The organism is Kitasatospora sp. NBC_01287, from assembly GCF_026340565.1.
In the GTDB taxonomy this organism is placed as follows: Bacteria; Actinomycetota; Actinomycetes; order Streptomycetales; family Streptomycetaceae; genus Kitasatospora.
The window spans coordinates 781,771-807,158 of sequence record NZ_JAPEPB010000002.1 but is presented as its reverse complement, the minus strand read 5'-3'; the positions used below and the strand labels follow the sequence as shown (position 1 = coordinate 807,158).

Genomic DNA, 25,388 nt, shown 5'->3' with positions numbered 1-25,388 from the left:
GCGGTCACAGAGGGCCTTGAACAGGGCCAACTCGTGCTGCCACTCCTTCGCGGACGGCTCCGCTGGCCTCGCGTTCATGCCGCCACCGCCGACTCGCCGTCAGAGATCGCGAACGGCCAGCCATCGCGGGCCACCGGCAGATCGGGCAGCACCTCGTCCTCGCCGGTGAAGGTCTCGTACACGGCGCTGGTGGTGACCAGGCGCCACCGCAGGCCGCCCAGGCCGAACCGCTGGCCGTCGCGGACTTCGTCGCGGCTGCCGACGGCCAGACCGCGGTGCGTGCGCAGGTTGGTCAGATACAGGTCGTTCAGGTCGTTCAGGGTGCCGACGGTGATCGTCGGACGGAGATCGGTAGGCTTGTCCACGGCCTGCTCCTTTTCGTGATGGTTGGTGGGGTAGGTCAGGGCCGTTCCGTGGGTCGCACCACGGGCGGCCCGCTTCATCGGTCAAGCGGCTTCTGCGGCGCCGAGCGCTTCGAGTGCCCGCATGCGCTCGTATGCGGGGCCGAGGATCGGCTGCAGCTCCGCGATGACCTCAGCGCTGGGTGGCGGCGCGGCTGCAACGAGTAGGCGGATCTCGGCCAATATTTCTGGGCCGAGGATGCGCAGGTGGTCCTCGGGGGTCATGCCGCACCCTCGAGCGGTTCGTCGAGCTCGTCGACGCTGACGTTGTAGGCGCGGGCAATCCGACGCAGCCGAGGCAGGCGCGGAACTCGGCTCCCGTTCAGGTAGCGGGAGACCGACCCCTGGTCGAGGCCCGTCGCTTTGGTGATCTCCGCGATGTTCTGGCCTGCGGTGATGCGCTTGAAGTTGTCGTGGAAGGTCTTGCTCATGAGTCACCTCCGTTCGTCATGCCGTGAAGCATCATGCTCACAGGCATGACGTTAGACCTGCATCATGCTCGATGGCAAGACGCGGAGCGGTTCTTCATGCTCGATGGGTTGGCATATGCCAGACGCAAGTTGGTGATGGCCGACGTTCCCTTATGTCGCCACGGATGGCCTGACCTGTAGAGTTGCTTATGAGCATGACCGGTGACAGGCGTCATGCGAGCTAGCTAGCATCACCACATGGACGGTCCCACCGTGAACACGTCACTCAAGCAATTCGCCGACTACATCCGCCAAGCGGCCCTGGACGCCGGCTACGAGGTCGACCGCATCAACAGCGGCGCCATCAAGCGCCTCGCCGCCGCCGCAGGCATGTCCCAGTCCACAGTCAGCCGACTCATCCTCGGCGAGCGCATGCCACGAGCCGAGTACTTCACCGGCCTCGCACGCGCCCTCGGGAAGGACCCCCTTGAGCTGTTCCGCGAATCCGGAATCCTCCCAGCCGAAGAGCGGTCACAAACGCTCCCGGAGCCAGTAGCATCGCCTCCTATCACTCCTGATGATGTGGCAGATGCCTGGAGGCTCGACCCCTTCGGCCGCGAGATGGTGCACGCCCTCTTCCAGCGCCTCGCTGAGCCAAGCGCCGACACCTCCGACACCATCGAGAGCGCGGCACAGGACGGCTGACCTCAGGGGGTCAAAAATGTACAGGCGATCGTGGGGCCGCACAGCCCTAATGGCAGCGGCAGCGGGGGCATTCACGATCCTGATCTACACCGTCAACCCCAGCGGCGCCGAAATCTCAACCGCAATCGTGGGATGCACGATCACCGTGCTCATCTTCATACGCCGCTGGCTCGCACACCTCGAGGAACACCTCACCGATACCACCGAGGAGCGCCGGGGCCTCGCCGAGCGCACTGCACAAAGCCAGGCCTCCCACATGGCAAACATCGCCGCACGCAACCGCCTCCGCGTCGCCGCGGCCGAGGAAGAGGCTCGCAACGAGGAGCGCCTCACCGAGGCGATAGCAGACATGCGAGATGAATTCGAAAACACCCGGGCCCAGGAGCTCTGCAAGGCATACGAGATCGGGGCCCTCAACGAGCGGAACGGCATACACAAAGAGGGCGTCAACATCCCGGCCGGATCTCTGATCTACCTGGCCGACCGACGCCCTACCGGCGCCCCCCTGGCGAACCCGGCGCGGCAGCCCAACCCCTAGCACCTCAATCCCGGCCTACCCCAGAGCGATCAGATGGCGAGACGAACCCAGGTGCGCCACGAAACGTCAGGCCAACCCGCTCGGAACGAAACCGCCGCTCCCCATGGCTCGACGCAGGCCGCAGCTCGATGTTGACCACCGACCTGAGGACCCGCCGCTGCTCCGAGAGCTTCAGCTGACCCCAGGTCCTGTGGAGCTCCTTGACAGGAACGCCTGCGAGCCGGCCCAGGAGAGCGTCCTGGGGAGTGAGGAGCCGGCTCAACTCGATCTCATCCCGCTCGACCTGCGGCAAAAGGAGCCTCTCAGTCGTCGCGAGCGATGCGATCGACAGCCGCGGACGGCCATCGTCATCCAGCTCCCCGGCCATCGACCTCGCCGTTTCGAGCTGCTCCTTCATGCTGACAATCCGGTTCTGCAGCTTCCTGATCTGCGAGACGTCCTGCTTGGGTCCCAGTGCAGCCGTGGCGGCCGGTGACGACAGCCACTCGATGACTGAGGCCTCCACGTACGCATCCAGAACCTCCTTCAGGATCATGACGTGGCCACTCGCGGTAGGGCACCGGTAGCGGGCGGCGCCCTGACGGCGCGACACACGCAGCACAGACTCCGGGAGGCGCTTGCCCGCCTTGAGGCAGGGGGCACACCACGCAAGGCCAGACAGCAGGTGCACGAGCCGGTTCTCGCGCATCGTCTTCCGGCTGGAGTCCTTCAGGATGTGCTGCACCTGCTCGAAGAGCTCCGGCCAGTCAGGGTCGTCAGTGATGGGCTCCCACTGGCAGTTCGGCATTTCCTGGCCCTTGTACATGCGGACGCCCAGGTACGAACGGTTCTTCAAGATGACCCGCAGGCTCGTCAGAGACGCCCGCGGTCGGTGCTTCTGCAACGTGGAAACCACCGAGCTAATCGACTCACCTGATGCGACGCGCTCAAACATCTCGACGACGTCCACGGCCTGAGTAGGATGCGGGAACTGACCCAGAAGATGACCATCCTCCGGGTCGTACCGCCGCGTGTAGCCGAACGGGGCGTAGGAGTGAGGAGCCCCCCGTTGCGCGTTGAGTCGAGCGGTCCTCTGGCTGCGGCCGATGATGCTCTCGGCCTCCTCCTCGGACTGCACGGCGTCCCGCGTGAACTCCTTACGGTCCGCGGGGACATGCATGTTGTAGATGCGCCCGTCGTAGCACAGCAGCACGTTCGTGTCCTCGCACAACGTGCGCAGCTCGAGGGATACATCGAGACGCCGGGACGCACGGGAGCGCTCCGCGTAGACGACGATGTCGACCAGGCCGGCCTTGATGTCGCTGACGAGCCGGTTGAAGTCTTCGCGCTCCTGCTTGGCGGCCCGACTTGCGGATCGGTCCCGATCCTCGTAATAGTCGACGATCGCCCAGCTGTGGTCGTCGCATTCGACCTCGCCGACGGCGAACTGGTCGCGGATCGAGCGGCCCCGCTTCTTGGGGTCGCTGCTGGCGCGCCCGTAGAGCGCGGCTCGGTAGGGGGTGTCGCGACGGGGGAGGATGCGGGTAGCCATGGCGTCACGCTACTCGCCTGCGCTGACAACATGCCCCGCTATGGCTTAACGACCTGGTGCAACTTCATGGGCCAGGTCGCGGTCACCGCGAGCGTCGACTACGGCGCGGCCACCTTCACCAACGCACTGTTCGACCTGTGGTTCGGCTTCAGCGCCACCGCACCCCACACGATCATCATCTTCGCGGTGATCCTGGTCCTGCACGGGCTGCTGAACAGCTTCGGCGTCCAACTGGTCGCGCTCTTCAACACGGTCAGCGTCTGGTGGCACCTGCTGGGGGTGGCGATCATCGTCGGCGTGCTGGCGATCGTGCCGCAGCACCACACCTCGGTCTCCTTCGTCTTCGGACACTTCGTCAACCAGACCGGCTTCCACAGCTCGTTCTACGTGTCGCTGCTCGGGCTGCTGCTCGCCCAGTACACCCTGACCGGCTACGACGCCTCGGCCCACATGACCGAGGAGACCAGGGACGCCGCCCGGTCCGGGCCGCGCGGCATCGTCAACTCGATCCTGGTCTCGCTGGTGGCAGGCTGGATCCTGCTGATCGGCCTGACCTTCGCGATCCAGGACTACAGCGGTGAGGTGAACAGCGCCACCGGCGAGCCGCCCGCGCAGATCTTCCTGGACGCGATCGGCCGCAACGGCGCCGAGTTCCTGCTGATCATCGTGATCGGCGCCCAGTTCTTCTGCGGGATGGCCTCGGTCACCGCCAACTCCCGGATGATCTACGCCTTCTCGCGGGACGGCGCGCTGCCCGGCTCGCGGCTCTGGCACCGGATCGCGCCGCGCACCCAGACCCCCAACAACGCGATCTGGCTGGCCACCTGCGGCGCCTTCCTGCTCGGACTGCCCGCCCTGTGGAACACCACCGCCTTCGCCGCCGTCACCTCGGTCTCGGTGATCGGCCTCTACCTGGCCTACGTCATCCCGGTGTACCTGAGGCTGCGTCAGGGCGAGGAGTTCCGACGCGGGCCCTGGCACCTGGGACGCTGGAGTCGGCCGATCGGCATCGTGGCGGTCGGCTGGACCGCGCTGATCACGGTGCTCTTCATGCTCCCCACGCTCGACCCGATCACCGCCAAGAACTTCAACTACACCAGTGTCGCCATCGCGGTGGTGCTCGGCTTCGCGGCCCTCTGGTGGTTCAGCTCGGCGCGACGCTGGTTCACCGGCCCGCGGATCCAGGACATGACCGACCCGACCCCCTCGGAGGAGAACGGATGAGCAGCGCACGGCTGACTCTGGAGCAGCTCCGCGCCCGCGTCGCCGACGGCAGTATCGACACCGTCGTGCTGGCGATCACCGACATGCAGGGCCGGCTGCAGGGCAAGCGGCTGGACGCCGAGTACTTCCTCAACGACGTGCTGGGGCACGCCGCCGAGGGCTGCGGCTACCTGCTCGCGGTGGACATCGAGATGAACACCGTCGACGGTTACGAGGTCTCCTCCTGGGAGAGCGGCTACGGCGACCTGGCCATGGTGCCCGACCTCGACACGCTGCGGTCGGTGCCCTGGCACCCGGGCACCGCGATGGTGCAGTGCGACCTGGCGCACCAGGACGGCACGCCGGTGGCGGTCTCGCCCCGGCAGATCCTGCAACGGCAGCTGGACCGCCTGGCAGCCTATGGCTGGCAGGCCTACGTGGGAACCGAGTTGGAGTTCATCGTCTTCCGGGACAGCTACGAGCAGGCCTGGGACAAGGACTACCGGCAGCTCACCCCGGTCAACCAGTACAACGTGGACTACTCGATCCTGGGCACCGCGCGGATCGAGCCGCTGCTGCGCAGGTTGCGCCGGGAGATGACCGGCGCCGGGCTCACCGTCGAGTCGGCCAAGGGCGAGTGCAACCTCGGCCAGCACGAGATCGCCTTCAAGTACGCCACCGCGCTGAAGGCCTGCGACGACCACTCGGTCTACAAGACCGGCGCCAAGGAGATCGCCGCGCAGGAGGAGGTCAGCCTGACCTTCATGGCCAAGTACAACGAGCGCGAGGGCAACTCCTGCCACGTCCACCTGAGCCTGCGCGACGCGGACGGTACGCCGGTGCTGGCGGGGGAGGGGCCGCACGGCTTCTCCGAGCTGATGGAGCACTTCCTGGCCGGACAGCTCGCCTGCCTGGCCGACTTCGCGCTCCTGCTGGCCCCGACCGTCAACTCCTACAAGCGCTACGTGCCGGGCAGCTTCGCGCCCACCGCGATCGCCTGGGGCCGAGACAACCGCACCTGCGCGCTGCGGGTGGTCGGCCACGGCTCCTCGCTGCGCTTCGAGAACCGGGTGCCCGGCGGCGACGTCAACCCGTACCTCGCGGTCGCCGCGCTGATCGCGGCCGGGCTGCACGGGCTGGAGCAACAGCTGGAGCTGGAGCCCGAGTTCACCGGAAACGCGTACGCCTCCGACGCACCCCGGGTGCCGGCCACGCTGCGCGACGCGGTGAGCGCCTTCGAGGCCAGCGAGGTCGCCGCCCTCGCGTTCGGCAAGGACGTGGTGCGCCACTACAGCCACGCCGGCCGGGTCGAACTGGCCGCCTTCGACGCCGCGGTGACCGACTGGGAGCGCCGGCGCGGGTTCGAGCGGCTGTGACCGGGCTGCCGCTGGTGGGGATCACCAGCTACCTGGAGCAGGCCAGTTGGGGTGTCTGGAACCAACCGGCGGCACTCGTACCGCAGTTGTACGTGGACGCGGTCATCGGAGCGGGCGCGGTGCCGGTGCTGCTGCCGCCGCAGCCGGCCGGCCCGGTGGCGCGGGCCCTGCTGGCCCGGCTGGACGGGTTGGTGCTGGCCGGTGGCCCGGATGTCGACCCGGCACGCTACCGGGCCGAGCCGCACCACCGCACCGGCGCACCCCATCCGGTGCGCGACGCCTGGGAGTTCGAGCTGGTGCGGGCGGCGCTGGCCGTGGACCTGCCGCTGCTCGGGGTCTGCCGCGGCCTGCAGGTGCTCAACGCGGCGCTCGGCGGCGACCTGGTCCAGCACCTGCCCGACCGGATCGGCGACGAGAGCCACCAGAGCGCCCCGGCCACCTTCCACCGCCGCCCGGTGCGGGTGGAGCCGGAGAGCCGGCTGGCCGGCATCCTGGGCGAGCGCCCCGAGGTGCTCTGCTACCACCACCAGGCGGTGGACCGGATCGGCACCGGCCTGCGCCCGGTGGCCTTCGCCGCCGACGGCACCGTGGAGGCCCTCGAACTGCCCGGCGCGCGCTTCGCGCTGGGCGTCCAGTGGCACCCGGAGGCCGACCCCGGTGACCCGAGACTCTTCAGATCCTTCGTCGACGCCGTTGAGGAGAAGACCCCGTGACCGACACCGCCGACCTCTACGAGGTGGTCAACCCCGCCACCGAGGAGGTGATCGAGCGAGTCGAGATGGCCGACCTGGCCAGGACCGACGCCGCCATCGCCCGGGCCAGGGCCGCCTTCGAGAGCTGGCGCCGGGTCAGCCCGGCCGACCGGGCCCGGCTGCTGCGCGCCTTCGCCGCCGCCGTGGACGCCGACCGCGAGCACCTGGCCCAGCTGGAGGTGGCCAACGCGGGCCACACCATCGGCAACGCCCGCTGGGAGGCGGGCAACGCCCGCGACGTCATCGAGTACTACGCCGCCGCGCCCGAGCGGCTCTTCGGCCGGCAGATCCCGGTGGCCGGCGGGATCGACGTCACCTTCCAGGAACCGCTGGGCGTGGTCGGCGTCATCGTGCCGTGGAACTTCCCGCTGCCGATCGCCGCCTGGGGCCTGGCCCCGGCGCTGGCGGCCGGCAACACGGTGGTGCTCAAGCCCGCCGAGCTCACCCCGCTGACCGCGCTGCGGCTGGCCGAGCTCGCGCTCGCCGCGGGCATCCCCGAGGGTGTCTTCCAGGTGCTGCCCGGCCACGGCCCGGTGGTCGGGCGCCGCTTCGTCACCCATCCCGACGTGCGCAAGGTGGTCTTCACCGGCTCCACCCGGGTCGGCAAGGAGATCGCGGCCGGCTGCGCCGAGCAGGTCAAGCCGGTCACCCTGGAGCTCGGCGGCAAGAGCGCCAACATCGTCTTCGCCGACGCCGACCTGGCCAGGGCGGCCGCCACCGCGCCGTACGCCGTCTTCGACAACGCGGGCCAGGACTGCTGCGCGCGGTCCCGGATCCTGGTCCAGGAGAGCGCGCTGGACGAGTTCCTGGCGCTGCTGGAGCCGGCCGTGCTCGGGGTCAAGGTGGGCGACCCGCGCGACGAGGCCACCGAGATGGGACCGCTGATCTCGGCCGCGCACCATGCCCGGGTCAGCGCCTACCTGACCGACGACGTCTCGATCCACCTGCAGGGCAAGGTGCCCGAGGGCAGGGGCTTCTGGTTCCCGCCCACCGTGCTGACCCCGGTGGACCAGGGCGCGCGGGTCTTCACCGAGGAGGTCTTCGGTCCGGTGGTCGCCGTCGTCCCGTTCACCGACGAGGCGGACGCGCTGCGGATCGCCAACGCCACCGAGTACGGCCTGGCCGGCTCGATCTGGACCAGGGACCTGGGCCGCGCGCTGCGGGTGGCCCAGGGCGTGGAGGCCGGCAACCTCTCGGTCAACTCGCACTCCTCGGTCCGCTACACCACGCCGTTCGGCGGCTTCAAGCAGTCGGGTCTCGGCCGCGAGCTGGGCCCCGACGCCCTCAGTGCCTTCACCGAAACCAAGAACGTCTTCATCTCCACGGAGGAGTAGTCAGATGACCAACCGTCTCGACGGCCGGGTGGCCGTGATCACCGGTGCGGGTAGTGGAATCGGTCTGGCCAGCGCCCGCCGCCTGGCGAGCGAGGGAGCCAAGGTCGTCTGCGTCGACCTGGACGAGAACAGCGGCAAGGCCGCCGCCGCGGAGGTCGGCGGGCTCTTCGTGCGCGCCGACGTGACCGACGAGGAGGCCGTCAAGGCGATGTACGAGGCGGCGGTCGCCGAGTACGGCCGCCTGGACATCGCCTTCAACAACGCCGGCATCTCGCCGCCCGACGACGACTCGATCCTCACCACCGGCCTGGAGGCCTGGAAGCGGGTCCAGGACGTCAACCTGACCAGTGTCTACCTCTGCTGCAAGTACGCGATCCCGCACATGCAGCGCCAGGGCAAGGGCTCGATCATCAACACCGCCTCCTTCGTCGCGGTGATGGGCGCGGCCACCTCGCAGATCTCCTACAGCGCCTCAAAGGGCGGCGTGCTGTCGATGTCGCGCGAGTTGGGCGTGCAGTTCGCCCGCGAGGGGATCCGGGTGAACGCGCTCTGCCCCGGGCCGGTGAACACCCCGCTGCTCCAGGAGCTCTTCGCCAAGGACCCGGAGCGCGCGGCCCGCCGCCTGGTGCACATCCCGCTGGGCCGGTTCGCCGAGCCGAGCGAGATCGCCGCCGCCGTGGCCTTCCTGGCCAGCGACGACTCCTCGTTCATGACGGCGAACACCTTCCTGGTGGACGGCGGCATCTCGGGGGCGTACGTCACCCCGCAGTAGCCGCCTGGCATGCTTGCGCGGGATCGCGCCGGGGCGTTGACTAGCACTGGTAGTTAAACGCCCCGGCGCCATGGCCAGGAGAGGACCCACCCGTGCAGCAGCATGCGGACCAGTACATCGACGGCGCTTGGCGGCCGAGCCTGGGCGGCGAGCCGCTGGCGGTGGTCAACCCCGCCACCGAGCGGGTGATCGCCACCGTTCCGGCCGGCACCCGCGCCGACATCGACGCCGCCGTGGCCGCCGCCCGCGCCGCCGCCCGCGCCTGGGGCGCCACCACCCGCGAGGAGCGGCTGGCCCCGCTGACCCGGCTGCGGGAGGGCCTGGCCGCCCGGCAGCAGGAGATCGCCGAGACGGTCAGCGCCGAGCAGGGCAGTCCGATCGGTTTCGCGCTCAGCGTGCAGGCCGGGCTGCCGCTCGCGGTCGCCTCCTCCTACCTGGAGCTGCTGGCCGGCTACGAGTTCGAGGAGCAGGTGGGCAACTCCACCGTCCTCGCCGAGCCGGCCGGGGTGGTCGGCGCGATCACGCCGTGGAACTACCCGCTGCACCAGATCGTCGCCAAGGTGGTCCCGGCGCTGGCGGCCGGCTGCACGGTCGTGCTCAAGCCCGCCGAGGACACCCCGCTGGTGGCCCGGCTGTTCGCCGAGATCGTGGCCGCCGCCGGCTTCCCGGCCGGGGTCTTCAACCTGGTCACCGGTCTGGGCGCGGTGGTCGGCGCGGCGCTGGCCGCCCACCCGGAGGTCGACCTGGTCTCCTTCACCGGCTCCACCGCGGTGGGCCGGGAGATCGGCGCGGTGGCCGGGCGCGGGGTCAAGAAGGTGGCCCTGGAGCTGGGCGGCAAGTCCGCCAACGTGGTGCTGCCCGGCGCGGACCTGGCCCGCGCGGTCAACGTCAACGCGGCCAACGTCTTCAGCAACTCCGGCCAGACCTGCACCGCCTGGACCCGGCTGCTGGTCCACCAGGACCAGTACGAGGAGGCTGTCGCGCTGGCCGCGAAGGCCGCCGCCAAGTACCAGCCGGGCGACCCGGCCGAGCCGCAGACCCGGATGGGTCCGCTGGTCAGCGCCAGGCAACGCGAGCGGGTGCGCGGCTACATCGAGAGCGGGCTGGCCCAGGGCGCCCGGCTGGTGGCCGGCGGCGCCGAGGCCCCGGACGACCTGCCCACCGGCTACTACGTGCGCCCCACCGTGCTGGCCGACGTCACGCCCGCGATGGCGGTCGCGCAGGAGGAGATCTTCGGCCCGGTGCTCTCGATCCTCGCCTACCGCGACGAGGAGCACGCCCTGGAGATCGCCAACGGCACCGAGTACGGCCTGGCGGGCGGCGTCTGGGCCGCGGACCGGGAGAGCGCCGTCGCGTTCGCCCGCCGGATGGACACCGGCCAGGTGCACATCAACGGCGGGCCGTTCAACCCGCTGGCGCCGTTCGGCGGCTACAAGTCCTCCGGGATCGGCCGGGAGTTGGGACGGCACGGGCTGGCGGAGTTCCTGCAGACCAAGTCGCTGCAGTTCTGAGTCCTCCGCCACCCTCCGTACCGACCGCACGCACTGGACCGACCGAGAGGAACACGATGGTTCGCGCCGCCCTGCTCACCGCCGTTGGCGCTCCGCTGGAGCTGACCGAGATCGAGCTGCCCGAGCCCGGCCCCGGCCAGGTCCGGGTCAAGCTGGCCGCCGCCGGCGTCTGCCACTCCGACCTGTCGCTGGCCACCGGCGTGCTGCGCGCCCCGACCCCGGTGGTGCTGGGCCACGAGGGCGCGGGCACCGTGGCCGCCGTCGGGGAGGGAGTCAGCAGCGTCCGGGTCGGCGACCAGGTGGTGCTCAACTGGGCACCGGCCTGCGGATCCTGCCACCTCTGCGGGCTCGGCGAGCCGTGGCTCTGCGAGCGCGCGGCCGACGCCTACGGGACGGCCTACGGCACGCTCGCGGACGGCACTCCCGTGCACCCCGGCCTCGGGGTGGCCGCCTTCGCCGAGGAGACCGTGGTCGCCGAGCGCGCGCTGCTGCCGGTGCCGGCCGGTGTCCCGCTCACCTCGGCCGCGCTGCTCGGCTGCGCGGTGCTGACCGGCTACGGTGCGGTGCACAACGCGGCCCGGGTCAAGGCGGGTGAGTCGGTGGTGGTGCTGGGCCTGGGTGGCGTGGGCCTGGCGGTGCTCCAGGCGGCCCGGATCGCCGGCGCGGGCCCGATCATCGCGGTGGACGTCAGCCCGCGGAAGGAGGAGCTGGCACGCCGCCACGGTGCCACCGACTTCCTCCTGGCGGACGATCAGCTCGCTCGCTCGGTACGGAAGTTGACGGAGGGTCACGGCGCGGACCAGGCCTTCGAGTGCGTCGGGCGGGGGAGCACGATCCGGGCCGCCTGGTCCACCACCCGGCGCGGCGGGCGGACCACGGTGGTCGGCATCGGTGGCAAGGACGACCTGGTCTCCTTCTCCTCGTTGGAGCTGTTCCACTTCGCCCGCACGCTCAGCGCCTGCGTCTACGGCAACAGCGACCCGGCCCAGGACGTCCCGCTGCTGGCCGAGCACGTGCGGGCCGGGCGGCTGGACCTGGAGGCGCTGATCACCGACCGGATCACGCTGGACGGGATCCCGGCAGCGTTCGAGCGGATGCGCGCGGGGCAGGGCGGGCGCTCGCTGGTGGTGTTCTGAGCCGGTGGTGTTCTGAGCCGGTGGTGTTCTGAGCTGGTGGTGTTCTGAGCTGGTGGTGTTCTGGGCCGGTGATGTTCTGAGGCTGTCCCCGTTCGCGCTGAACCCCGTGCGCCGAGCCCGTCGCGTCGAACCTGTTTGCACAGTCCATCTTGGACCATTGCGAGAGCTCTGGCACACTGTCGCTGTCGGCTGACGAACTGTCATGCCAGGCCTGACGGGGGGACGGGGCATGTGGGGTCGGGGAACCGAACTCGGCGGGCGCTACACGCTCGTCGAGCGGCTCGGCGGCGGGGCGATGGGCGAGGTCTGGCGCGCCGATGACGGCGTGCTGGGGCGCCAGGTGGCGGTCAAGATCCTGCTCCCGGCGCTGCTGGACGACGCCACCTTCATGGAGCGCTTCCGCCGCGAGGCCCGGCTGCTCGCCTCGATCAACCACCCCGGCATCGTCGAGGTGCACGACTACGGCGAGAGCGACGGCGACTCCGGCAGCCCCGTCGCCTACATCGTGATGGAGCTGATCACCGGCCGGCCGCTGGACCAGGTCCTCACCGAGAGCGCGCCGCTGGCCGCCGACCGCGCGCTGGGCATCCTGGCCCAGGCGCTGGACGCGCTGCACGCCGCCCACCAGCGGGGCATCGTGCACCGCGACATCAAGCCGTCGAACCTGATGCTCCGGGAGGACGGCCGGGTCGCGGTGACCGACTTCGGCATCGCCAGCGCCATGGCCGGCACCCGGATCACCTCCTCGCACGCCGTGCTCGGCACCGCCCTCTACGTCGCCCCCGAGCGCGCCGAAGGGGCCGCCGCCAACCCGGCCGCCGACCTCTACTCGCTCGGCGTGCTCTGCTACGAGATGCTCATCGGCGAGCCGCCGTTCACCGGCGAGACGGCGCTGGAGATCGTGCTGAAGCACGTCCGCGAGCCAGCGCCCGCGCTGCCCGACAGCTTCACCGAGCCGGTGCGCGACCTGGTGGCCACCGCGCTCGCCAAGCAGCCCGAGGACCGGTTCGCCGACGCCGCCGTGATGGCCGCCGCGGCGCGCGGCGCGGCCGAGGGTGTGCCGATCGCGGAGGCGGTCTCCCGGACCCTGCCGCTGGCGCTCGCGGGGGCGGCAAGGGCCGCCGAGGTCCCTGAGGCAGTGGCTGCCGTTGCTGTTGCGGCTGAGGCTGCTGTCGCCGCTGAGGCTGCTGTCGCCGCTGAGGCTGCCGTCGCCGCTGACGCGGCGCAGACGCGTCCCGACGTGGCACCGCGCCGGCCCTGGACCAGGCGCCGGTTCGTGCTGCCCGTACTGATCCCGTGCGCCGTGACGGTGGCCGTGGGCTCGGCCCTGCTCATCGACCAGACCCCGTTCAGTTCGGACGCGGCCGTCCCCGAGCCGCACCCGACCGTGACGGTCGTCGGCAGCCCGCTGACCGGCGCCGTCGGCTCGGCGTCGGCCTCGGGTTCGGCCTCGGCAACGGCCTCGGGGTCCCCGTCGGCCTCCGCGACGCCGAGCGCCTCGGCCTCGGCGTCCGCCTCGGCGAGCAGCGCGGCCTCATCGGGCCCCCCGTCGCCCAGCGCGGCGGCTCCGCCGGAGCGCAGCGGCGGTGGCGGGAGCGGTGGCGGGAGCGGTGGCAGCTCGGGCGGCAGCACCACCACCCGCACCGGCGGCACGGCGTCCGGCGGTACCCCGCAGGGCGGCGGGAAGGGCGGCGGGAGTGCCACCGGCGGCGGCAGCACCAGCGGCGGCAGTGCCGCAGGCGGTACGGGCACCGGCGGTGGCAGCAGCGGCGGCGGCAGTGCCGCAGGCGGCACCGGAACCTCGGGCAGCGGCTCCGCCCCCACGACGGGCGGCGGCGCCCCGGCCCCCGTCACCCAACCGACCACGCCCGCCCCGAACCCCCAGCCCAGCTCCGCACCGCCGCCACCGGTCGCCGGCCCGCCCGCGGGCTGCGGCGGCGCGGGCTGGGGCGCCGTCACCAACGTCGGAGACGGCCTCAAGGTCGGTCTGTCCGACGGCGACCCCTCGGGCAGCGGCGCGGTGATCATGGGCGGCAACACCTCGTACGGCTGGGTGCACGCGACCAGCCAGTGGAGCACCTTCAACGCCTGCAACCTGAACGACAGTCCGCTCGGCATGGTGTACTACGGCGGTTCGGGCGCCCAACTCCTCGCCCACTCCGTGGGGGCCTACGACTGGACGGTGGTCTCCGCACCCTCCGGCGTCTACATCAAGGACGCCGACAGCATCGACTGCCTGACCGACAACGGCGCGGGCAAGCAGCTCACCCTGAACACCTGCACCCCGGGCAACGACTCCCAGGAGTGGCGCATCCCCTGAGCCCGGGAGGGGTTGTGAAGGGGGCGCCCTCAGATCCCGTACTCGTAACCGATGGTGAGCCGTGTCGGCAGGCACCACTCGGAGTACTGGATGACCCCGGTCGCGTCGCCCCAACGGGTGGCCCCGGCAAGAATGGGCGCGCCGATGGCGAGCCCGAGGGCAGCCGCCTCGCGCGCGTCGGCGGCGCGGCCGTGCATGTCGTCGCGGGCGGTGCTGATGGTCCGCTTCGCGGCTTCGAGCACCCGCGCCGTCAGACCGTCGTTCTTGCTGGCCGAGGTGCTGAGCAGGTCCGGGACGAGCACCGCGAACGGTGCGGGGAACCAGTCCACCGCGAACAGGGTCCGCACGCTGCTCCGTCCAGCGACATACTCGCGCCTGACGATCTGGTCACCGTGGTCGAGGTCGAACAGATCGGCGACGTAGACCGGCGGCACCACCAGCTGAGCCGCCGTCACGATGCTGGTCTCCCCGTCCATGGACGTCCGCATGGTGTTCCGCACGGCCGCGAGCCGATCGGCCGGACTCGCGGTGGCCGGAGTCTCGTCCACCACGAAGGTGCCTCGCGGGCTGGTGCGGATCAACTTCTCGACCTGGAGCTGGGAGAGCGCCTTCCGCACCGTCTCGACCGCCACGCCCCAAGTGCCGGCCAGCTCCTTGTTGCTGGGCAGCTTCGAGCCCGCGGGGAGGGTGCCGGACAGTATCAGCCGTCGGTAGTGGTCGGTGATGCGGGTGAACGTCTTCTCGGCAGGCATGAGGACAACTCCGCAGGTGGCGACGTGTGCTTTCGGAGTGGGAGAACTGGGTGGCCCGATTCGGCAGCGAAGCAATCCAGGCTACCGCCACAGTGAAACGTCTGAGGGCGATCACGTGGCCGGCGGTCTCACCCAGGAGGCCAGCCGCTCGCCGGCGGCCAACTCCTCGCGCCAGTAGCGGAAGACGGTGCCCTGCACGATGTCGAGCCGTCCGGCCGCGACCAGGCCGCTTGCGAGGGTCGTCCCGCCCGCGTCGGCCTCGAAGGCGATCAGCACGGCGGGCATCTCACCCAACTGCCGCTCAACGAGCTGGAGTTCGCTCGGTGTCGGCTCACGGAAGACCGGGTCCTGGAAGGCCGATGGGCATCTGACGAGGACCGGGTCGCTGAAGACCAACTCCAGGCCGTGGGCGTACGTGAGGTCGTGCCCGGCGCCGAGCCGCAGTTGGCCGGGGTTCCAGGCGACGACGTCCCAGTCCCACCATGACCCCCTTGGCAGTTGGATCACTGGCCCGCTCCTTCCGCCGGACGAGCAGGCGGGTTACCTGCCGGCGTGGTCGCCCGTCCGGGCGCGGAGGTGCTGGGTGAGGAAGAGGGCCGCGCGGTCCAGGGCCTCGTCGGCCTCGTCGAGCACTCCGGCGAAGGACTGGAACACGTGCGGCACGTCGGCGGTGACGTCGAGGATCACGTTCACACCGGCTGCTCTCGCGCGGGCGGCCAGGCGGGTGGAGTCGTCCAGGAGGACTTCGTTGGCGCCCGCCTGGAGGAGCAGCGGGGGGAAGCCGGCGAGGTCCGCCAGGACGGCGGGGCTGAGCATGGGGTGGTGCGGGTCGTGTCCGCCGAGGTACATCGCGCCGGTGTGGGCCAGGGATTCGCGGGTGAAGATCGGATCGATGCCGGCCTTGGCGTCCATGCTCTCGCCGGTGCGAGTGGCGTCGAGTCCGGGGGAGAAGCAGACGATCGCGGCGGGGAGCGGCAGGCCGGCCTCGCGGGCGGCGAGACAGGTCGTGACGGAGAGGCCGCCACCTGCGGAGTCCCCGGCGAAGACGATGGCCGACGGATCCTCGCCGCTGTCGAGCAGCGCGCGGTAGGCGCGCAGCGTGTCCTCGATCGCGGCCGGGAACGGGTGCTCGGGGGCGAGCCGGTAGTCCGGGGAGAGCGCCCTGAAGCCGGTCCTGGCCACCAGGTTCCCGGTCAGCGACAGTGCGGTCGCGGGCGAGCCGAAGACGTAGGCGCCGCCGTGGAAGTAGAGGATCGTGCCGGGCTGCGGGCCGTCGACCGGTTCGACGAGCAGCGCGGGCCGGCCGCCGAGCGCCGTCTCCTCGGTGCGGATCCCGTCCGGGACGATCATCTGCGCCATCAGTGCCCGGAAACCGGCGCGGATCGCCTCGACCGTGCGAGGGCCCTCGGGCCTGGGCTGCCGGAGCATGGCATCGACCTCGGCGCGTTGTTCCCTGCTCATCGTTGCCCCTCTCGAAGTGAATGCCAGTACACTATATGCCATGGCATCTAAATCAAGCGATGGCGCGGCGAGTGACGCGAGTGACGGCATGCTCGACCTGCCGGGCCTCTTCGCCGACCTCGTCCGCTGCGAGACGCGGCTCTACAACGCGCTCAACGAACGCCTCCGCGAGCGGCACGGGATCGTCACCTCGCAGTTCGAGTTCCTGAGCCACCTCCGCGACCAACCCGGGTCCCGGGTGGCGGACCTCGCCGCCGAGTTCGCCATCGGGATCGGGGCGACCAGCAAGGGCGTCGACCGCCTGGAGAAACTGGGCTGGGTCGTCCGGCAGCCGAATCCGGCGGACCGCCGGTCCTCACTGCTCGCCCTGACCGATGACGGCCTGGCGCTGGTCGAGGCGGCGGCCGGGACGTTCTCGGAGCGGCTCGCCGAACTCTTCGCGGAGACGAGCGGGACGTCCCCGCTGCCGGCCGTCGCGCAGACCTTCGCGCGGCTCCGCGCCGTGCTGGAACGTGACGGGATCGGCCTGCCGACGGGCTGAACAGCGGTGGTGGGGTGGCGGGGTGGCGGTGTCCCGTCGAGTCGCTGTCGCTGTCGCCGCAGACTCAGCGTCCGGTCCGTCCGGTGATCCGCCGCAGCCAGCGGGAGCGGGCCTCGCCGGCCTCCTGGCTCAGGGTGGCCTGCGGTGCGAGGGTGTCGAAGCCGTGGAACGCGCCTGGCCAGACGTGCAGTTCGGCCTCGCCGCCGGCCCGCCAGATCGCATCGGCGTAGCCGACGGCCTCGTCCCGGAAGGTCTCGGCCGACCCGACCTCGATGTAGGCCGGGGGGAGCCGGGACAGGTCCGTGGCGCGGGCGGCGGCCGCGTAGGGCGACAGGTCGGCGGTGCCGTACCGGTCGCCCAGCAGCGCCTGCCAAGCGGTGGTGTTGGAGGCCCGGTCCCAGGTGTCGTGGCCGGCCATCTGGTGGCTGGAGAAGGTGTCGTTGCGGTCGTCGAGCATCGGGCTCAGCAGCAACTGGCCGATCGGCACCGGCCCGCCTCGGTCGCGGGTCAACAGGGCGAGCCCCGCGGCGAGTCCGGCACCCGCGCTCTTCCCGCCGAGGATGATCCGATCCGCGTCGAGACCCAGTTCGGCCGCGTGGCCGGCGGCCCAGGCGAGCCCGGCGTAGCAGTCCTCCACGGGGTCGAGGTACCGCGCCCGCGGCGCCAGCCGGTACTCGACGGAGATGACGGCGAGCCCCAGCGGGAGGGCCCAGTCGCTGAGCACCCGTGGCAGCACGGACCAGGCGTTGCCCATGATCAGCCCGCCGCCGTGCAGGTAGTACAGGAGCGGCAGCGGTCCGGCCGTCCCGGCGGGCCGTGCGCTGACGAGGGTGACCTCCGGCCCGCCCCGACCGCCCGGCGCACGCAACTCCGCCACCTCGAACCGGCCGTCGGCGCGCAGTTCGTGGAGGGTCGGCCTGGGCCGGGCCGTGGCATCCCGCTGCTGCCTGGCCGCGAGACCCTCCGGGGTGACGGGCTCCCGTGCCGCCGTGCCCATGGCCGCCAGCACGGTGGCCAGCTCCGGGTCGACGGGAGGCGCGGGCGGAGCCGCTGCGGCAGGGCCGTGCTCCCACGGCTTACCTCCACCACCCACTGCGGACCTCCCCCTCGCTCACGGGCCGCCCGGCGGCGTCCCGACCGGGACAGCTTGCCAGCCCGACCGGGCCTCGCGGGCCGGTGCGGCGAATTTCGGTTGTCGTCCGCTCCCGGACCGGGCACAGTCACCGACTGTGCGGCGATACGAATACCAGGGGCCGGTGGCGCTGCGTGCGATGCAGAGCCTCGCGAGTCGCGTTTTCCCGGAGGCCGGCGGGCGGCACTCCGGTGACCTCGCGTGGGCTGCCGCCTGCGCCGAGTCCGCGCCCGACACCCGCCTGACCGCGCTCTGGACCGTCGGCGAGGTCACCGCTGCCTGGGGGTGGCTGGAGTCGCCGGACGAGCTGACCATGCAGGTGGACCCAGCCCATCCGGACCTCGCCGACGAGGTCCTGGCCTGGGCATAGCGGGCCGCCACCGCCACTCGGACCGCCGATCCCGCTGATCCCGCCGATCCCGCCGATCCCGCCGAGGCGGAGGCGGCGCCCCGGCTCAGCGGAGCACCGCGGAGCGGCACCTGGCGATGCGGGAACTCTGGCCCTACCGAGCCGAGTTCGACCTGACGGCGTTCTCCCCGCAGGGCAAGGCGGCCGCCTACTGCCAGGGCTGGTACGACGGGCCCAGCGGCATCGGCCTGTTCGAACCCGTCGGCACCGCACCCGACTTCCGCCGGCTCGGCCTGTCGCGGGCCACCGGCATCGCGGTGCTGCACGCCTTCGCGGCCGCGGGCGGCAGGCTGGCCACGGTCTGTCCGCGTGGCGATGCCGGATACCCGGTCCCCAAGCTCGTCTACGAGTCCCTCGGCTTCCAGCAGTACAGCCGAACTCGCGGCTTCACCAAGGACCTCGGGCGCCCGTGCTGATCAGCCATGCTGAGCAACCCGTGCTGAGTTGGTGACGCTGAGCCGACAACTCGCGCGACAAGAGGCGATCGTGACTGATCAGGTCAGGTGTTCTGCCTCAGCTCAGCTTGATCTCGAGCGTCCGGCTGGTTGCCCGCGGAGGCGTCCGCTACCGGCAGTCGGCGGTGGCGGAGACCTCGACGTGGACCTTGGCCCCCACGCCGGAGCCGTCGGCGGTCATCCTGAGCACGGCGTGAAGGCCGAACTTCCTGTTGTTGGCGTTGCCTTCGAACGTGGGCGACATGGCGCCGCTCTCCGCGGCCCAGTGGTAGCCCAGACTGTCCAGGAATCCCGAGCCGCGATGGGCGAAGTCGTTGTAGATGTCGGATACGGCGTAGGCGTCCGATGTGAACGTCCAGGACAGCGAATACGCGCTGCTTCTCTTTTTGTTGGTGCAGGACGGAGCCGCCGGGCCAGTGGTGCTCGCGGTGATCTCGCCGTCGGAATACGGGGGGCGCGACCGAAGCTCTTGTGTCACCTGAGTGACGTCTGCGGTGATCTTCGCCTTGACCTGGTCGGCTGATCCTGTGGGCCCGTTGGAACCACAGCCGGCGAGCGTCGCGATGGCCAGAGCGGTCACTCCCAGCACACCGACGAGCCGTCCGGTGCCTGATCTGAAGTTCCGCACGGATCACCCATCCCCCATCGGCCTACCGGATTCCGACAGAGTAGCGGCCGGGTCCTCGACCGTGTCCGGCGAACCGTCCACCAGGTCCTGTCGAGAGCTGACTGATCAGGTGCGGCTGCGCGAGCACGTGCTGACCGCCGGACGGTACGCCGGGCGGTCCGTCAGCCGGTGCAAGGGCTCCAAGGGCGCGATGAGTTCCCACTTCGTGCTGCTACGCGTCCGGTTGGCGGGTCGGCCCGCCGCGGCGCGCGCTGCACGAGGCCTTCGCCCTGCTGGAGCGCGGCTTCTCGGGCGCCGCCGCCTGGCGCACGCGCCCTGAACGGGCACGGGCACCCAGACGCGCCAACGCGCCAACGCGCCGGCGGTCCGCTCCCGCCGGGGAGTTGACCGTCGGCGCGTCAGTGCGTCGATGGCGTCCGGTTTCAGGCGGCCAGGCTCGCCTTGCCCGCCAGGAAGACCGATGTCTGCTCGGCCACCCGGCGGCCCAGGTGCTCCGCGGTGGCGATGTCCGCCTTGTGCACACCCTCGGTGCCCTGGTCGTTGTTGGACTGGGCGCCCGCGCCGAGGAAGAAGCCCAGGCGGTTGAGGTCGTTCTCGGAAGCGGTGCTGAGGTTCCAACCCGGGTGCAGGCCCAGGCTGATCCAGGTCATGCCGTGCTGGGCGGCGAAGTTGCTGAGGAACTGCAGGGTGGCGAGCTTGTCGCCGCTCTTCGAACCGGAGTTGCTGAAGCCGGCCGCCAGCTTGTCCTTCCAGGCCGAGGCGAACCAGCGCTTCGCGCTGGCCTCGGCGAAGGTGTGGAAGGCGCCCGAAGCGCCGCCCATGTAGGTCGGCGAGCCGAAGACGATCGCGTCCGACGCGTCCAGCAGCTCCCACTGGGCCTCGGTGATCTCGTCGACCTTGATCAGGTGGACGGTGGCGCCGGCCTCCAGGGCGCCGGTGCGCACGGCTTCGGCGATGACGGCGGTGTGGCCGAAGCCGGAGTGGACGGCGATGGAGATGACGGGGCTGGTCACAGGGTGCTCCTGGGGCGTTCGACCGAGTAAGTCGGTGCGGATTCTTACGGCTGCGGATCAGCAGGTGCCGATTGGTAAGCGCTGGTGAAAGGAAAGCACTTTCGTTTTGACAGTGCAACCCCATGGTTAGCGCTACCCGCGCGTACACTTGGCTGCCATGACGACTGAGAGCACCGTCGAGGCCGCGGTCGGCCGTGAGGCGGAGGGGCTGTGCTTCAGCGTGTTCGGGCGCGCCTGTCCCTCCCGGCACGTGCTGAAGGACATCACCCACGCCTGGGGCAGCCTGACCCTCGCGGCCCTGCGGGACGGCAGCTTCCGCTTCAACGAGCTGCGCCGACGCGTCGACGGGGTGAGCGAGAAGATGCTGTCGCAGACCCTGCAGGCGCTGGAGCGCGACGGGTTGGTGCACCGCGAGGCACAGCTGACCAACCCGCCCCGGGTCGACTACCGCCTCACCGAGCTGGGGCACGAGGTCGCCGAGCGGCTGTACGAGCTGATCTCCCTGGTCGAGGCGCGGATGCCGGAGATCGAGGTGGCCCAGCGGGGCTACGACCGGACGCACTCCTGACTGCGACTCCACGCAGTACCGCCGTCCCGCCGTCCCGCTGTCCCGCTGTCCCGCCGTCTCGCCGTCCCGCGCTCGCGGGCTCCTGTGTCGGGCGCTCTGCGTCCTCGTTCTTTTGAAACTAGTTGCATAGAGTCCGGCCTCACCCCTACCGTTGGGTAACAACACCCGCGCGAGGAGAGTCCGGATGACTGCCTACCCCCACCTGCTGCGCCCGCTCGACCTGGGCTTCACCACCCTGCCCAACCGGGTCCTGATGGGCTCGATGCACGTGGGCCTGGAGGAGGCGCCCGACGGCTTCGCGCGGATGGCCGAGTTCTACGCCACCCGGGCCCGCGGCGGCGTCGGCCTGATCGTCACCGGCGGCATCGCGCCGAACGAGGCCGGCCGGCCGTGGGGCGGCGGCGCCAAGCTCACCACCGCCGAGGAGGCGGCCGAGCACCGGGTCATCACCGAGGCCGTGCACGCCGCCGGTGGCAAGATCGCCATGCAGATCCTGCACTTCGGCCGCTACGCCTACCACGAGGACCTGGTGGCGCCGAGCGCGATCCAGGCGCCGATCAGCCCGTTCGTGCCGCACGCCCTCACCGAGGCGCAGATCGAGCAGACCATCGAGGACTTCGCCCGGGCCGCCGAACTCGCCCGGCAGGCCGGCTACGACGGCGTCGAGATCATGGGCTCCGAGGGCTACCTGATCAACGAGTTCATCGCGGCGCCGACCAACCAGCGCGAGGACGCCTGGGGCGGCAGCTACCAGAACCGGATGCGGTTCCCGGTGGAGATCGTGCGCCGGGTGCGCGAGCGGGTGGGTGCGGACTTCATCCTGATCTACCGCCTCTCGATGCTCGATCTGATCCCCGGCGGTTCCACCCTGCCCGAGGTGATCGAGTTGGCCCAGGCCGTCGAGGCGGCCGGCGCCACCATCATCAACACCGGCATCGGCTGGCACGAGGCCCGGATCCCCACCATCGCCACCTCGGTCCCGCGCGGTGCCTTCGCCCGCTTCACCAAGAAGGTGATGGGCTCGGTGGGGATCCCGCTGGTCACCACGAACCGGATCAACACGCCCGAGCTGGCCGAGCAACTGCTCGCCGACGGCTACGCGGACCTGATCTCGATGGCCCGCCCGCTGCTCGCCGACCCCGACTTCGTCACCAAGGCGGCGGCCGGCACCCCCGAGGCGGTCAACACCTGCATCGGCTGTAACCAGGCGTGCCTGGACCACACCTTCAGCATGAAGATCACCTCCTGCCTGGTGAACCCGCGTGCCTGCCACGAGACCGAGCTGGTGCTCGCCCCGACCCGGCTGCGCAAGCGGATCGGCGTGGTCGGCGCCGGTCCCGCCGGCCTCGCCTTCGCCGTCACGGCGGCCGAACGCGGCCACGCCGTCACGCTCTTCGACGCCGCCGAGGAGGTCGGCGGCCAGCTCAACGTCGCCCGCCGGATCCCGGGCAAGGAGGAGTTCAACGAGACCCTGCGCTACTACCGCCACCAGTTGGCGCGGCACCAGGTGGACCTGCGGCTGGGCAGCTGGGTCACCGCCGAGGGCCTGGCGGCGGAGGGCTTCGACGAGGTCGTGCTGGCCACCGGCGTGACCCCGCGCGACCCCGGGATCGAGGGCGCCGACCACCCGAGCGTCCTCAGCTACCTGGACGTGCTGCGCGACGGGGCGCCGGTCGGCGACCGGGTGGCGATCGTCGGTGCCGGCGGCATCGGCTTCGACGTCGCGGAATTCCTCACCGACCCTGGCACGTCGGCCTCCCAGGACGCCGACACGTTCTTCGAGCAGTGGGGCGTGGACAGCGAGCACACCGGCCCCGGCGGCCTGCGCCGACCGGTCCGTCCGGAGACCAAGCGCTCGGTGCACCTGCTCCAGCGCAAGAGCACCAAGGTCGGCGCGGGCCTCGGCAAGACCACCGGCTGGATCCACCGCACCGAGCTCAAGCACCGTGGCGTCACCATGGTCGCGGGCGTCGGCTACCAGCTGATCGACGACGCCGGGCTCCACGTGACGGTGGACGGCGAGCCGCAGCTGCTCCCGGTGGACACCGTGGTGCTCTGCGCCGGCCAGGAGCCGCGCCGGGAGCTGGTCGAGAGCCTGCGCGAGCACGGCATCGAGCCGCACCTCATCGGTGGCGCGGACGTGGCGGCCGAGTTGGACGCCAAGCGCGCCATCGACCAGGGCACCCGCCTGGCCGCCGCGCTCTGAGTCAGCGGTCTCAGACCGTCGTCTCAGGGCACTGTCTCAGACCGTTGTCTCATTCAGCTGTCTGAATCGACGGTCTGAGACAAAGGTCTGAGACGACTGCCTGGAACGGTTGTCTGGAACGGTTGTCTGGTTCCGGCGTCTGAGTCCGGCGTCTGAGTCCGCCGTCCAACTCCGACGTCCGGGTGGCCGAGCGGCCCGGTCCGCCGGTTCGGTCGGCCACCCGGACGTCGGGCCCGGCTCGCCTAGGATGCCAAGCAGTACCCGCGCGCCCTCCAGGAGACCGGTCCCGCCATGTCGCTGCCGCACGCCATCCTCACCGCCCTGCTGGAGAAGCCCTCCTCCGGGCTGGAGTTGACGCGGCGTTTCGACAAGTCGATCGGCTTCTTCTGGTCCGCCACGCACCAGCAGATCTACCGCGAGCTGGGCAAGCTGGAGCAGGCGGGGCTGATCCGGGCCGTCCCGCAGCCGCCGAGTCGAGGCCAGCGCAAGGAGTACGAGGTGCTGGCGCCCGGCCGGGCGGCGCTGGTCGACTGGGTGGGCGAGAGCCAGGACCCGAAGGCCGCCCGGGAGCCGCTGCTGCTGCGGGTGCGGGCGGCCGCAGTGGTCGGAGCTCCCGGCCTGCGGGCCGAGATGGAGCGTCATCTCATCCTGCACCAGGAGCAGTTGGCGCAGTACCAGGCGATCGAGCGCAAGGATTTCCCGCCTGAGCGGATGGCCGGGGCGGACCGCTTGCAGCACCTGGTGCTGCGGGCCGGGATCGGGCTGGAGACGTTCTGGATCCAGTGGCTCACCGAGGCACTGGCCGAACTACCGGACGGCGCACGGCCCTGACGGTCACGGGCCACTCGGGCCGGCTCTGCGGATCGGCCCGGCAGGTCGGCTCGGTGGAACCGCCCGGCAGGTCGGCTCGGTGGAACGGCCCGGTGGAACGGCCCGGCGGGTCGATCCGGCTCCGGCGCGTGGCCGCCGCAGCGCTGCCGGGGTGACGCTCGGCCAGCTGTCAGGTTGGCCTGCCACAATGTCCCCCGGCCTGGCCCGTCCGGCCCTGGCCCTGCCAGTCCTGCTAGTCCTGCCCAGGCCCGCGACCGTCGCACGAGGTGATCGATGAGCCCCACCGCCCAACATCCCACCGGGCCACCCACCGTCGCGGCTGAGGGGCGCGGCGTGCGCCGGCCGACCCTGGAGGAGGTGGCCGTGTTGGCGGGTGTTGGCCGGGGCACCGTCTCCCGGGTGATCAACGGCTCGCCCCGGGTCAGCGAGCAGACCAGGGCGGCCGTCGAGCAGGCGGTGGCCGAGCTCGGCTACGTGCCCAACCGGGCCGCCCGCACCCTGGTCACCTCGCGGACGGACTCCATCGCGCTGGTGGTTCCCGAGGCCGAGACCCGGCTCTTCTCGGAGCCGTACTTCGCTGACATCATCAGTGGTGTCTGCGCCGAACTGGCCGAGACGGAGCTGCAGTTGCTGCTCGTGCTGGTCCGCAACGAGCGCGAGCGCGAGCGGCTCTCGACCTACCTGCGGGCCCAGCGGGTGGACGGCGTGCTGCTGGTCGCGGTGCACCGCGAGGACCCGCTGCCGACCGCGTTGGAGGAGCTGCGGATCCCCGCGGTGCTGGCTGGGCGGCGCGGTGACCATGAGACGCTCGGCTACGTCGCCGCCGACAACGCGGGCGGCGCGCGGGCGGCGGTGCGGCACCTGCTGGCCCGCGGCCGGCAGCGGATCGCCACCATCACCGGACCGCTGGACATGGAGGTGGCCGAGGCGCGACTGGCCGGCTACCGCGACGCGCTGACCGAGGCCGGGTGGGCGCACCGGGAGGAGCTGGTGGCCCTGGCCGACTTCACCGAGGAGGGCGGCCGGGCGGCGATGCGTGAGCTGCTGGCGCGGGTGCCCGACCTGGACGCGGTCTTCTGCGCCTCCGACGTGCTGGCCGCCGGCGCCCTGCGGGCGCTGCGCGCGGCCGGCCGCCGGGTACCCGAGGATGTCGCGCTGGTCGGCTTCGACGACTCGATCGTGGCCCGGCACACCGAGCCGGCGCTGACCAGCGTGCGCCAGCCGATCGCTGAGCTGGGCCGCACGATGGTGCGCCTGCTGCTGGACGAGATAGCCGACCCGGGCCGGCCCCGGCGGCAACTGGTCCTCGGCACCGAACTGGTGGTCCGCGACTCCACCTGAAGCCGTTCGCCGCCCCGCTGTTCGCCGCCCTGCCGTTCGCCGCTCCCGCCCTGCCGTTCGCC

General features: G+C 71.2%; 27 protein-coding genes. 17 read left to right on the top strand and 10 right to left on the bottom strand.

Features of this window, described 5'->3' with window-relative positions; translation table 11 throughout:
• Positions 1-74: 74 nt before the first annotated feature.
• From OG455_RS40460 to OG455_RS40450, 3 genes are all read right to left on the bottom strand, one after another.
• Positions 75-365, bottom strand: coding sequence for a hypothetical protein (locus OG455_RS40460; protein ID WP_266301771.1), 291 nt, complete (start codon positions 363-365; stop codon positions 75-77).
• A gap of 81 nt (positions 366-446) precedes the next feature.
• On the bottom strand, positions 447-626 hold the full coding sequence (locus tag OG455_RS40455) for a hypothetical protein (RefSeq protein WP_266301770.1): 180 nt from the start codon (positions 624-626) through the stop codon (positions 447-449).
• Positions 623-832, bottom strand: coding sequence for a helix-turn-helix transcriptional regulator (locus OG455_RS40450; RefSeq protein WP_266301769.1), 210 nt, complete (start codon positions 830-832; stop codon positions 623-625). The genes OG455_RS40455 and OG455_RS40450 overlap by 4 nt, the downstream gene beginning before the upstream one ends.
• Positions 833-1,069: 237 nt before the next feature.
• Here OG455_RS40450 and OG455_RS40445 point away from each other — a divergent pair, with 237 nt between their 5' ends.
• Both OG455_RS40445 and OG455_RS40440 read left to right on the top strand, forming a co-directional pair.
• A complete protein-coding gene (locus tag OG455_RS40445; RefSeq protein ID WP_266301768.1) occupies positions 1,070-1,516 on the top strand; it encodes a helix-turn-helix domain-containing protein in 447 nt (148 codons plus the stop codon).
• Between the two features lie 49 nt (positions 1,517-1,565).
• On the top strand, positions 1,566-2,054 hold the full coding sequence (locus OG455_RS40440) for a hypothetical protein (protein WP_266301767.1): 489 nt from the start codon (positions 1,566-1,568) through the stop codon (positions 2,052-2,054).
• A 4-nt stretch (positions 2,055-2,058) separates the two neighbouring features.
• Here the strand turns inward: OG455_RS40440 and OG455_RS40435 are convergent, their stop codons facing one another.
• Positions 2,059-3,585, bottom strand: a complete 1,527-nt coding sequence (locus OG455_RS40435; protein WP_266301766.1) for a recombinase family protein — start codon at positions 3,583-3,585, stop codon at positions 2,059-2,061.
• 30 nt (positions 3,586-3,615) lie between these two features.
• On the opposite strand from OG455_RS40435, the gene OG455_RS40430 reads away from it, so the two are divergent.
• The 8 genes from OG455_RS40430 to OG455_RS40395 all read left to right on the top strand — a co-directional run bounded on the left by OG455_RS40430 (position 3,616) and on the right by OG455_RS40395 (position 13,989).
• Entirely contained in the window at positions 3,616-4,809 is a 1,194-nt protein-coding gene (locus OG455_RS40430; protein ID WP_266301765.1) for an amino acid permease, read from the top strand.
• Positions 4,806-6,164 (top strand): glutamine synthetase family protein, encoded by a 1,359-nt coding sequence (locus OG455_RS40425; RefSeq protein ID WP_266301764.1) that lies wholly within the window; start codon positions 4,806-4,808, stop codon positions 6,162-6,164. Before OG455_RS40430 ends, OG455_RS40425 begins: the two co-directional genes overlap by 4 nt.
• Positions 6,161-6,877, top strand: a complete 717-nt coding sequence (locus OG455_RS40420) for a gamma-glutamyl-gamma-aminobutyrate hydrolase family protein (protein WP_266301763.1) — start codon at positions 6,161-6,163, stop codon at positions 6,875-6,877. The genes OG455_RS40425 and OG455_RS40420 overlap by 4 nt, the downstream gene beginning before the upstream one ends.
• Positions 6,874-8,250: an aldehyde dehydrogenase gene (locus OG455_RS40415; RefSeq protein ID WP_266301762.1), complete on the top strand. Its 1,377-nt coding sequence runs from the start codon at positions 6,874-6,876 to the stop codon at positions 8,248-8,250. The genes OG455_RS40420 and OG455_RS40415 overlap by 4 nt, the downstream gene beginning before the upstream one ends.
• A gap of 4 nt (positions 8,251-8,254) precedes the next feature.
• The gene (locus tag OG455_RS40410; RefSeq protein ID WP_266301761.1) at positions 8,255-9,022 is read left to right on the top strand and encodes a 3-oxoacyl-ACP reductase; all 768 of its coding nucleotides are present in this window, start codon (positions 8,255-8,257) and stop codon (positions 9,020-9,022) included.
• 92 nt (positions 9,023-9,114) lie between these two features.
• Positions 9,115-10,533: an aldehyde dehydrogenase family protein gene (locus OG455_RS40405; protein WP_266301760.1), complete on the top strand. Its 1,419-nt coding sequence runs from the start codon at positions 9,115-9,117 to the stop codon at positions 10,531-10,533.
• Positions 10,534-10,589: 56 nt separating this feature from the next.
• Positions 10,590-11,669, top strand: a complete 1,080-nt coding sequence (locus OG455_RS40400; protein ID WP_266301759.1) for a Zn-dependent alcohol dehydrogenase — start codon at positions 10,590-10,592, stop codon at positions 11,667-11,669.
• A gap of 229 nt (positions 11,670-11,898) precedes the next feature.
• The gene (locus OG455_RS40395) at positions 11,899-13,989 is read left to right on the top strand and encodes a serine/threonine-protein kinase (protein WP_266301758.1); all 2,091 of its coding nucleotides are present in this window, start codon (positions 11,899-11,901) and stop codon (positions 13,987-13,989) included.
• Positions 13,990-14,018: 29 nt separating this feature from the next.
• Here the strand turns inward: OG455_RS40395 and OG455_RS40390 are convergent, their stop codons facing one another.
• The 3 genes from OG455_RS40390 to OG455_RS40380 form a co-directional block, all read right to left on the bottom strand.
• Positions 14,019-14,741 carry a GntR family transcriptional regulator gene (locus tag OG455_RS40390; RefSeq protein WP_266301757.1) on the bottom strand — a complete coding sequence of 241 codons (723 nt, stop codon included), beginning with the start codon at positions 14,739-14,741 and terminating at the stop codon, positions 14,019-14,021.
• A gap of 111 nt (positions 14,742-14,852) precedes the next feature.
• Complete coding sequence (locus OG455_RS40385) at positions 14,853-15,248, bottom strand: hypothetical protein (protein WP_266301756.1); 396 nt, start codon at positions 15,246-15,248, stop codon at positions 14,853-14,855.
• Positions 15,249-15,281: 33 nt separating this feature from the next.
• On the bottom strand, positions 15,282-16,202 hold the full coding sequence (locus OG455_RS40380; RefSeq protein WP_266301755.1) for an alpha/beta hydrolase: 921 nt from the start codon (positions 16,200-16,202) through the stop codon (positions 15,282-15,284).
• Between the two features lie 40 nt (positions 16,203-16,242).
• Here OG455_RS40380 and OG455_RS40375 point away from each other — a divergent pair, with 40 nt between their 5' ends.
• Entirely contained in the window at positions 16,243-16,743 is a 501-nt protein-coding gene (locus OG455_RS40375; protein ID WP_266301754.1) for a MarR family winged helix-turn-helix transcriptional regulator, read from the top strand.
• A 64-nt stretch (positions 16,744-16,807) separates the two neighbouring features.
• Here OG455_RS40375 and OG455_RS40370 read toward each other — a convergent pair whose 3' ends face one another.
• Positions 16,808-17,740 (bottom strand): alpha/beta hydrolase, encoded by a 933-nt coding sequence (locus tag OG455_RS40370; protein WP_266301853.1) that lies wholly within the window; start codon positions 17,738-17,740, stop codon positions 16,808-16,810.
• 232 nt (positions 17,741-17,972) lie between these two features.
• On the opposite strand from OG455_RS40370, the gene OG455_RS40365 reads away from it, so the two are divergent.
• Both OG455_RS40365 and OG455_RS40360 read left to right on the top strand, forming a co-directional pair.
• The gene (locus OG455_RS40365) at positions 17,973-18,245 is read left to right on the top strand and encodes a hypothetical protein (protein WP_266301753.1); all 273 of its coding nucleotides are present in this window, start codon (positions 17,973-17,975) and stop codon (positions 18,243-18,245) included.
• A gap of 116 nt (positions 18,246-18,361) precedes the next feature.
• Complete coding sequence (locus OG455_RS40360) at positions 18,362-18,700, top strand: hypothetical protein (RefSeq protein WP_266301752.1); 339 nt, start codon at positions 18,362-18,364, stop codon at positions 18,698-18,700.
• 148 nt (positions 18,701-18,848) lie between these two features.
• Here the strand turns inward: OG455_RS40360 and OG455_RS40355 are convergent, their stop codons facing one another.
• Positions 18,849-19,367, bottom strand: coding sequence for a hypothetical protein (locus tag OG455_RS40355; protein ID WP_266301751.1), 519 nt, complete (start codon positions 19,365-19,367; stop codon positions 18,849-18,851).
• 422 nt (positions 19,368-19,789) lie between these two features.
• Positions 19,790-20,380 carry a flavodoxin family protein gene (locus OG455_RS40350; RefSeq protein ID WP_266301750.1) on the bottom strand — a complete coding sequence of 197 codons (591 nt, stop codon included), beginning with the start codon at positions 20,378-20,380 and terminating at the stop codon, positions 19,790-19,792.
• Between the two features lie 157 nt (positions 20,381-20,537).
• Here OG455_RS40350 and OG455_RS40345 point away from each other — a divergent pair, with 157 nt between their 5' ends.
• The 4 genes from OG455_RS40345 to OG455_RS40330 all read left to right on the top strand — a co-directional run bounded on the left by OG455_RS40345 (position 20,538) and on the right by OG455_RS40330 (position 25,326).
• A complete protein-coding gene (locus tag OG455_RS40345; RefSeq protein WP_266301748.1) occupies positions 20,538-20,948 on the top strand; it encodes a helix-turn-helix domain-containing protein in 411 nt (136 codons plus the stop codon).
• A 184-nt stretch (positions 20,949-21,132) separates the two neighbouring features.
• A complete protein-coding gene (locus tag OG455_RS40340; protein ID WP_266301747.1) occupies positions 21,133-23,154 on the top strand; it encodes an NADPH-dependent 2,4-dienoyl-CoA reductase in 2,022 nt (673 codons plus the stop codon).
• A gap of 291 nt (positions 23,155-23,445) precedes the next feature.
• Positions 23,446-23,985 (top strand): PadR family transcriptional regulator, encoded by a 540-nt coding sequence (locus tag OG455_RS40335; protein ID WP_266301746.1) that lies wholly within the window; start codon positions 23,446-23,448, stop codon positions 23,983-23,985.
• 273 nt (positions 23,986-24,258) lie between these two features.
• A complete protein-coding gene (locus tag OG455_RS40330) occupies positions 24,259-25,326 on the top strand; it encodes a LacI family DNA-binding transcriptional regulator (protein WP_266301745.1) in 1,068 nt (355 codons plus the stop codon).
• Positions 25,327-25,388 lie beyond the last annotated feature (62 nt).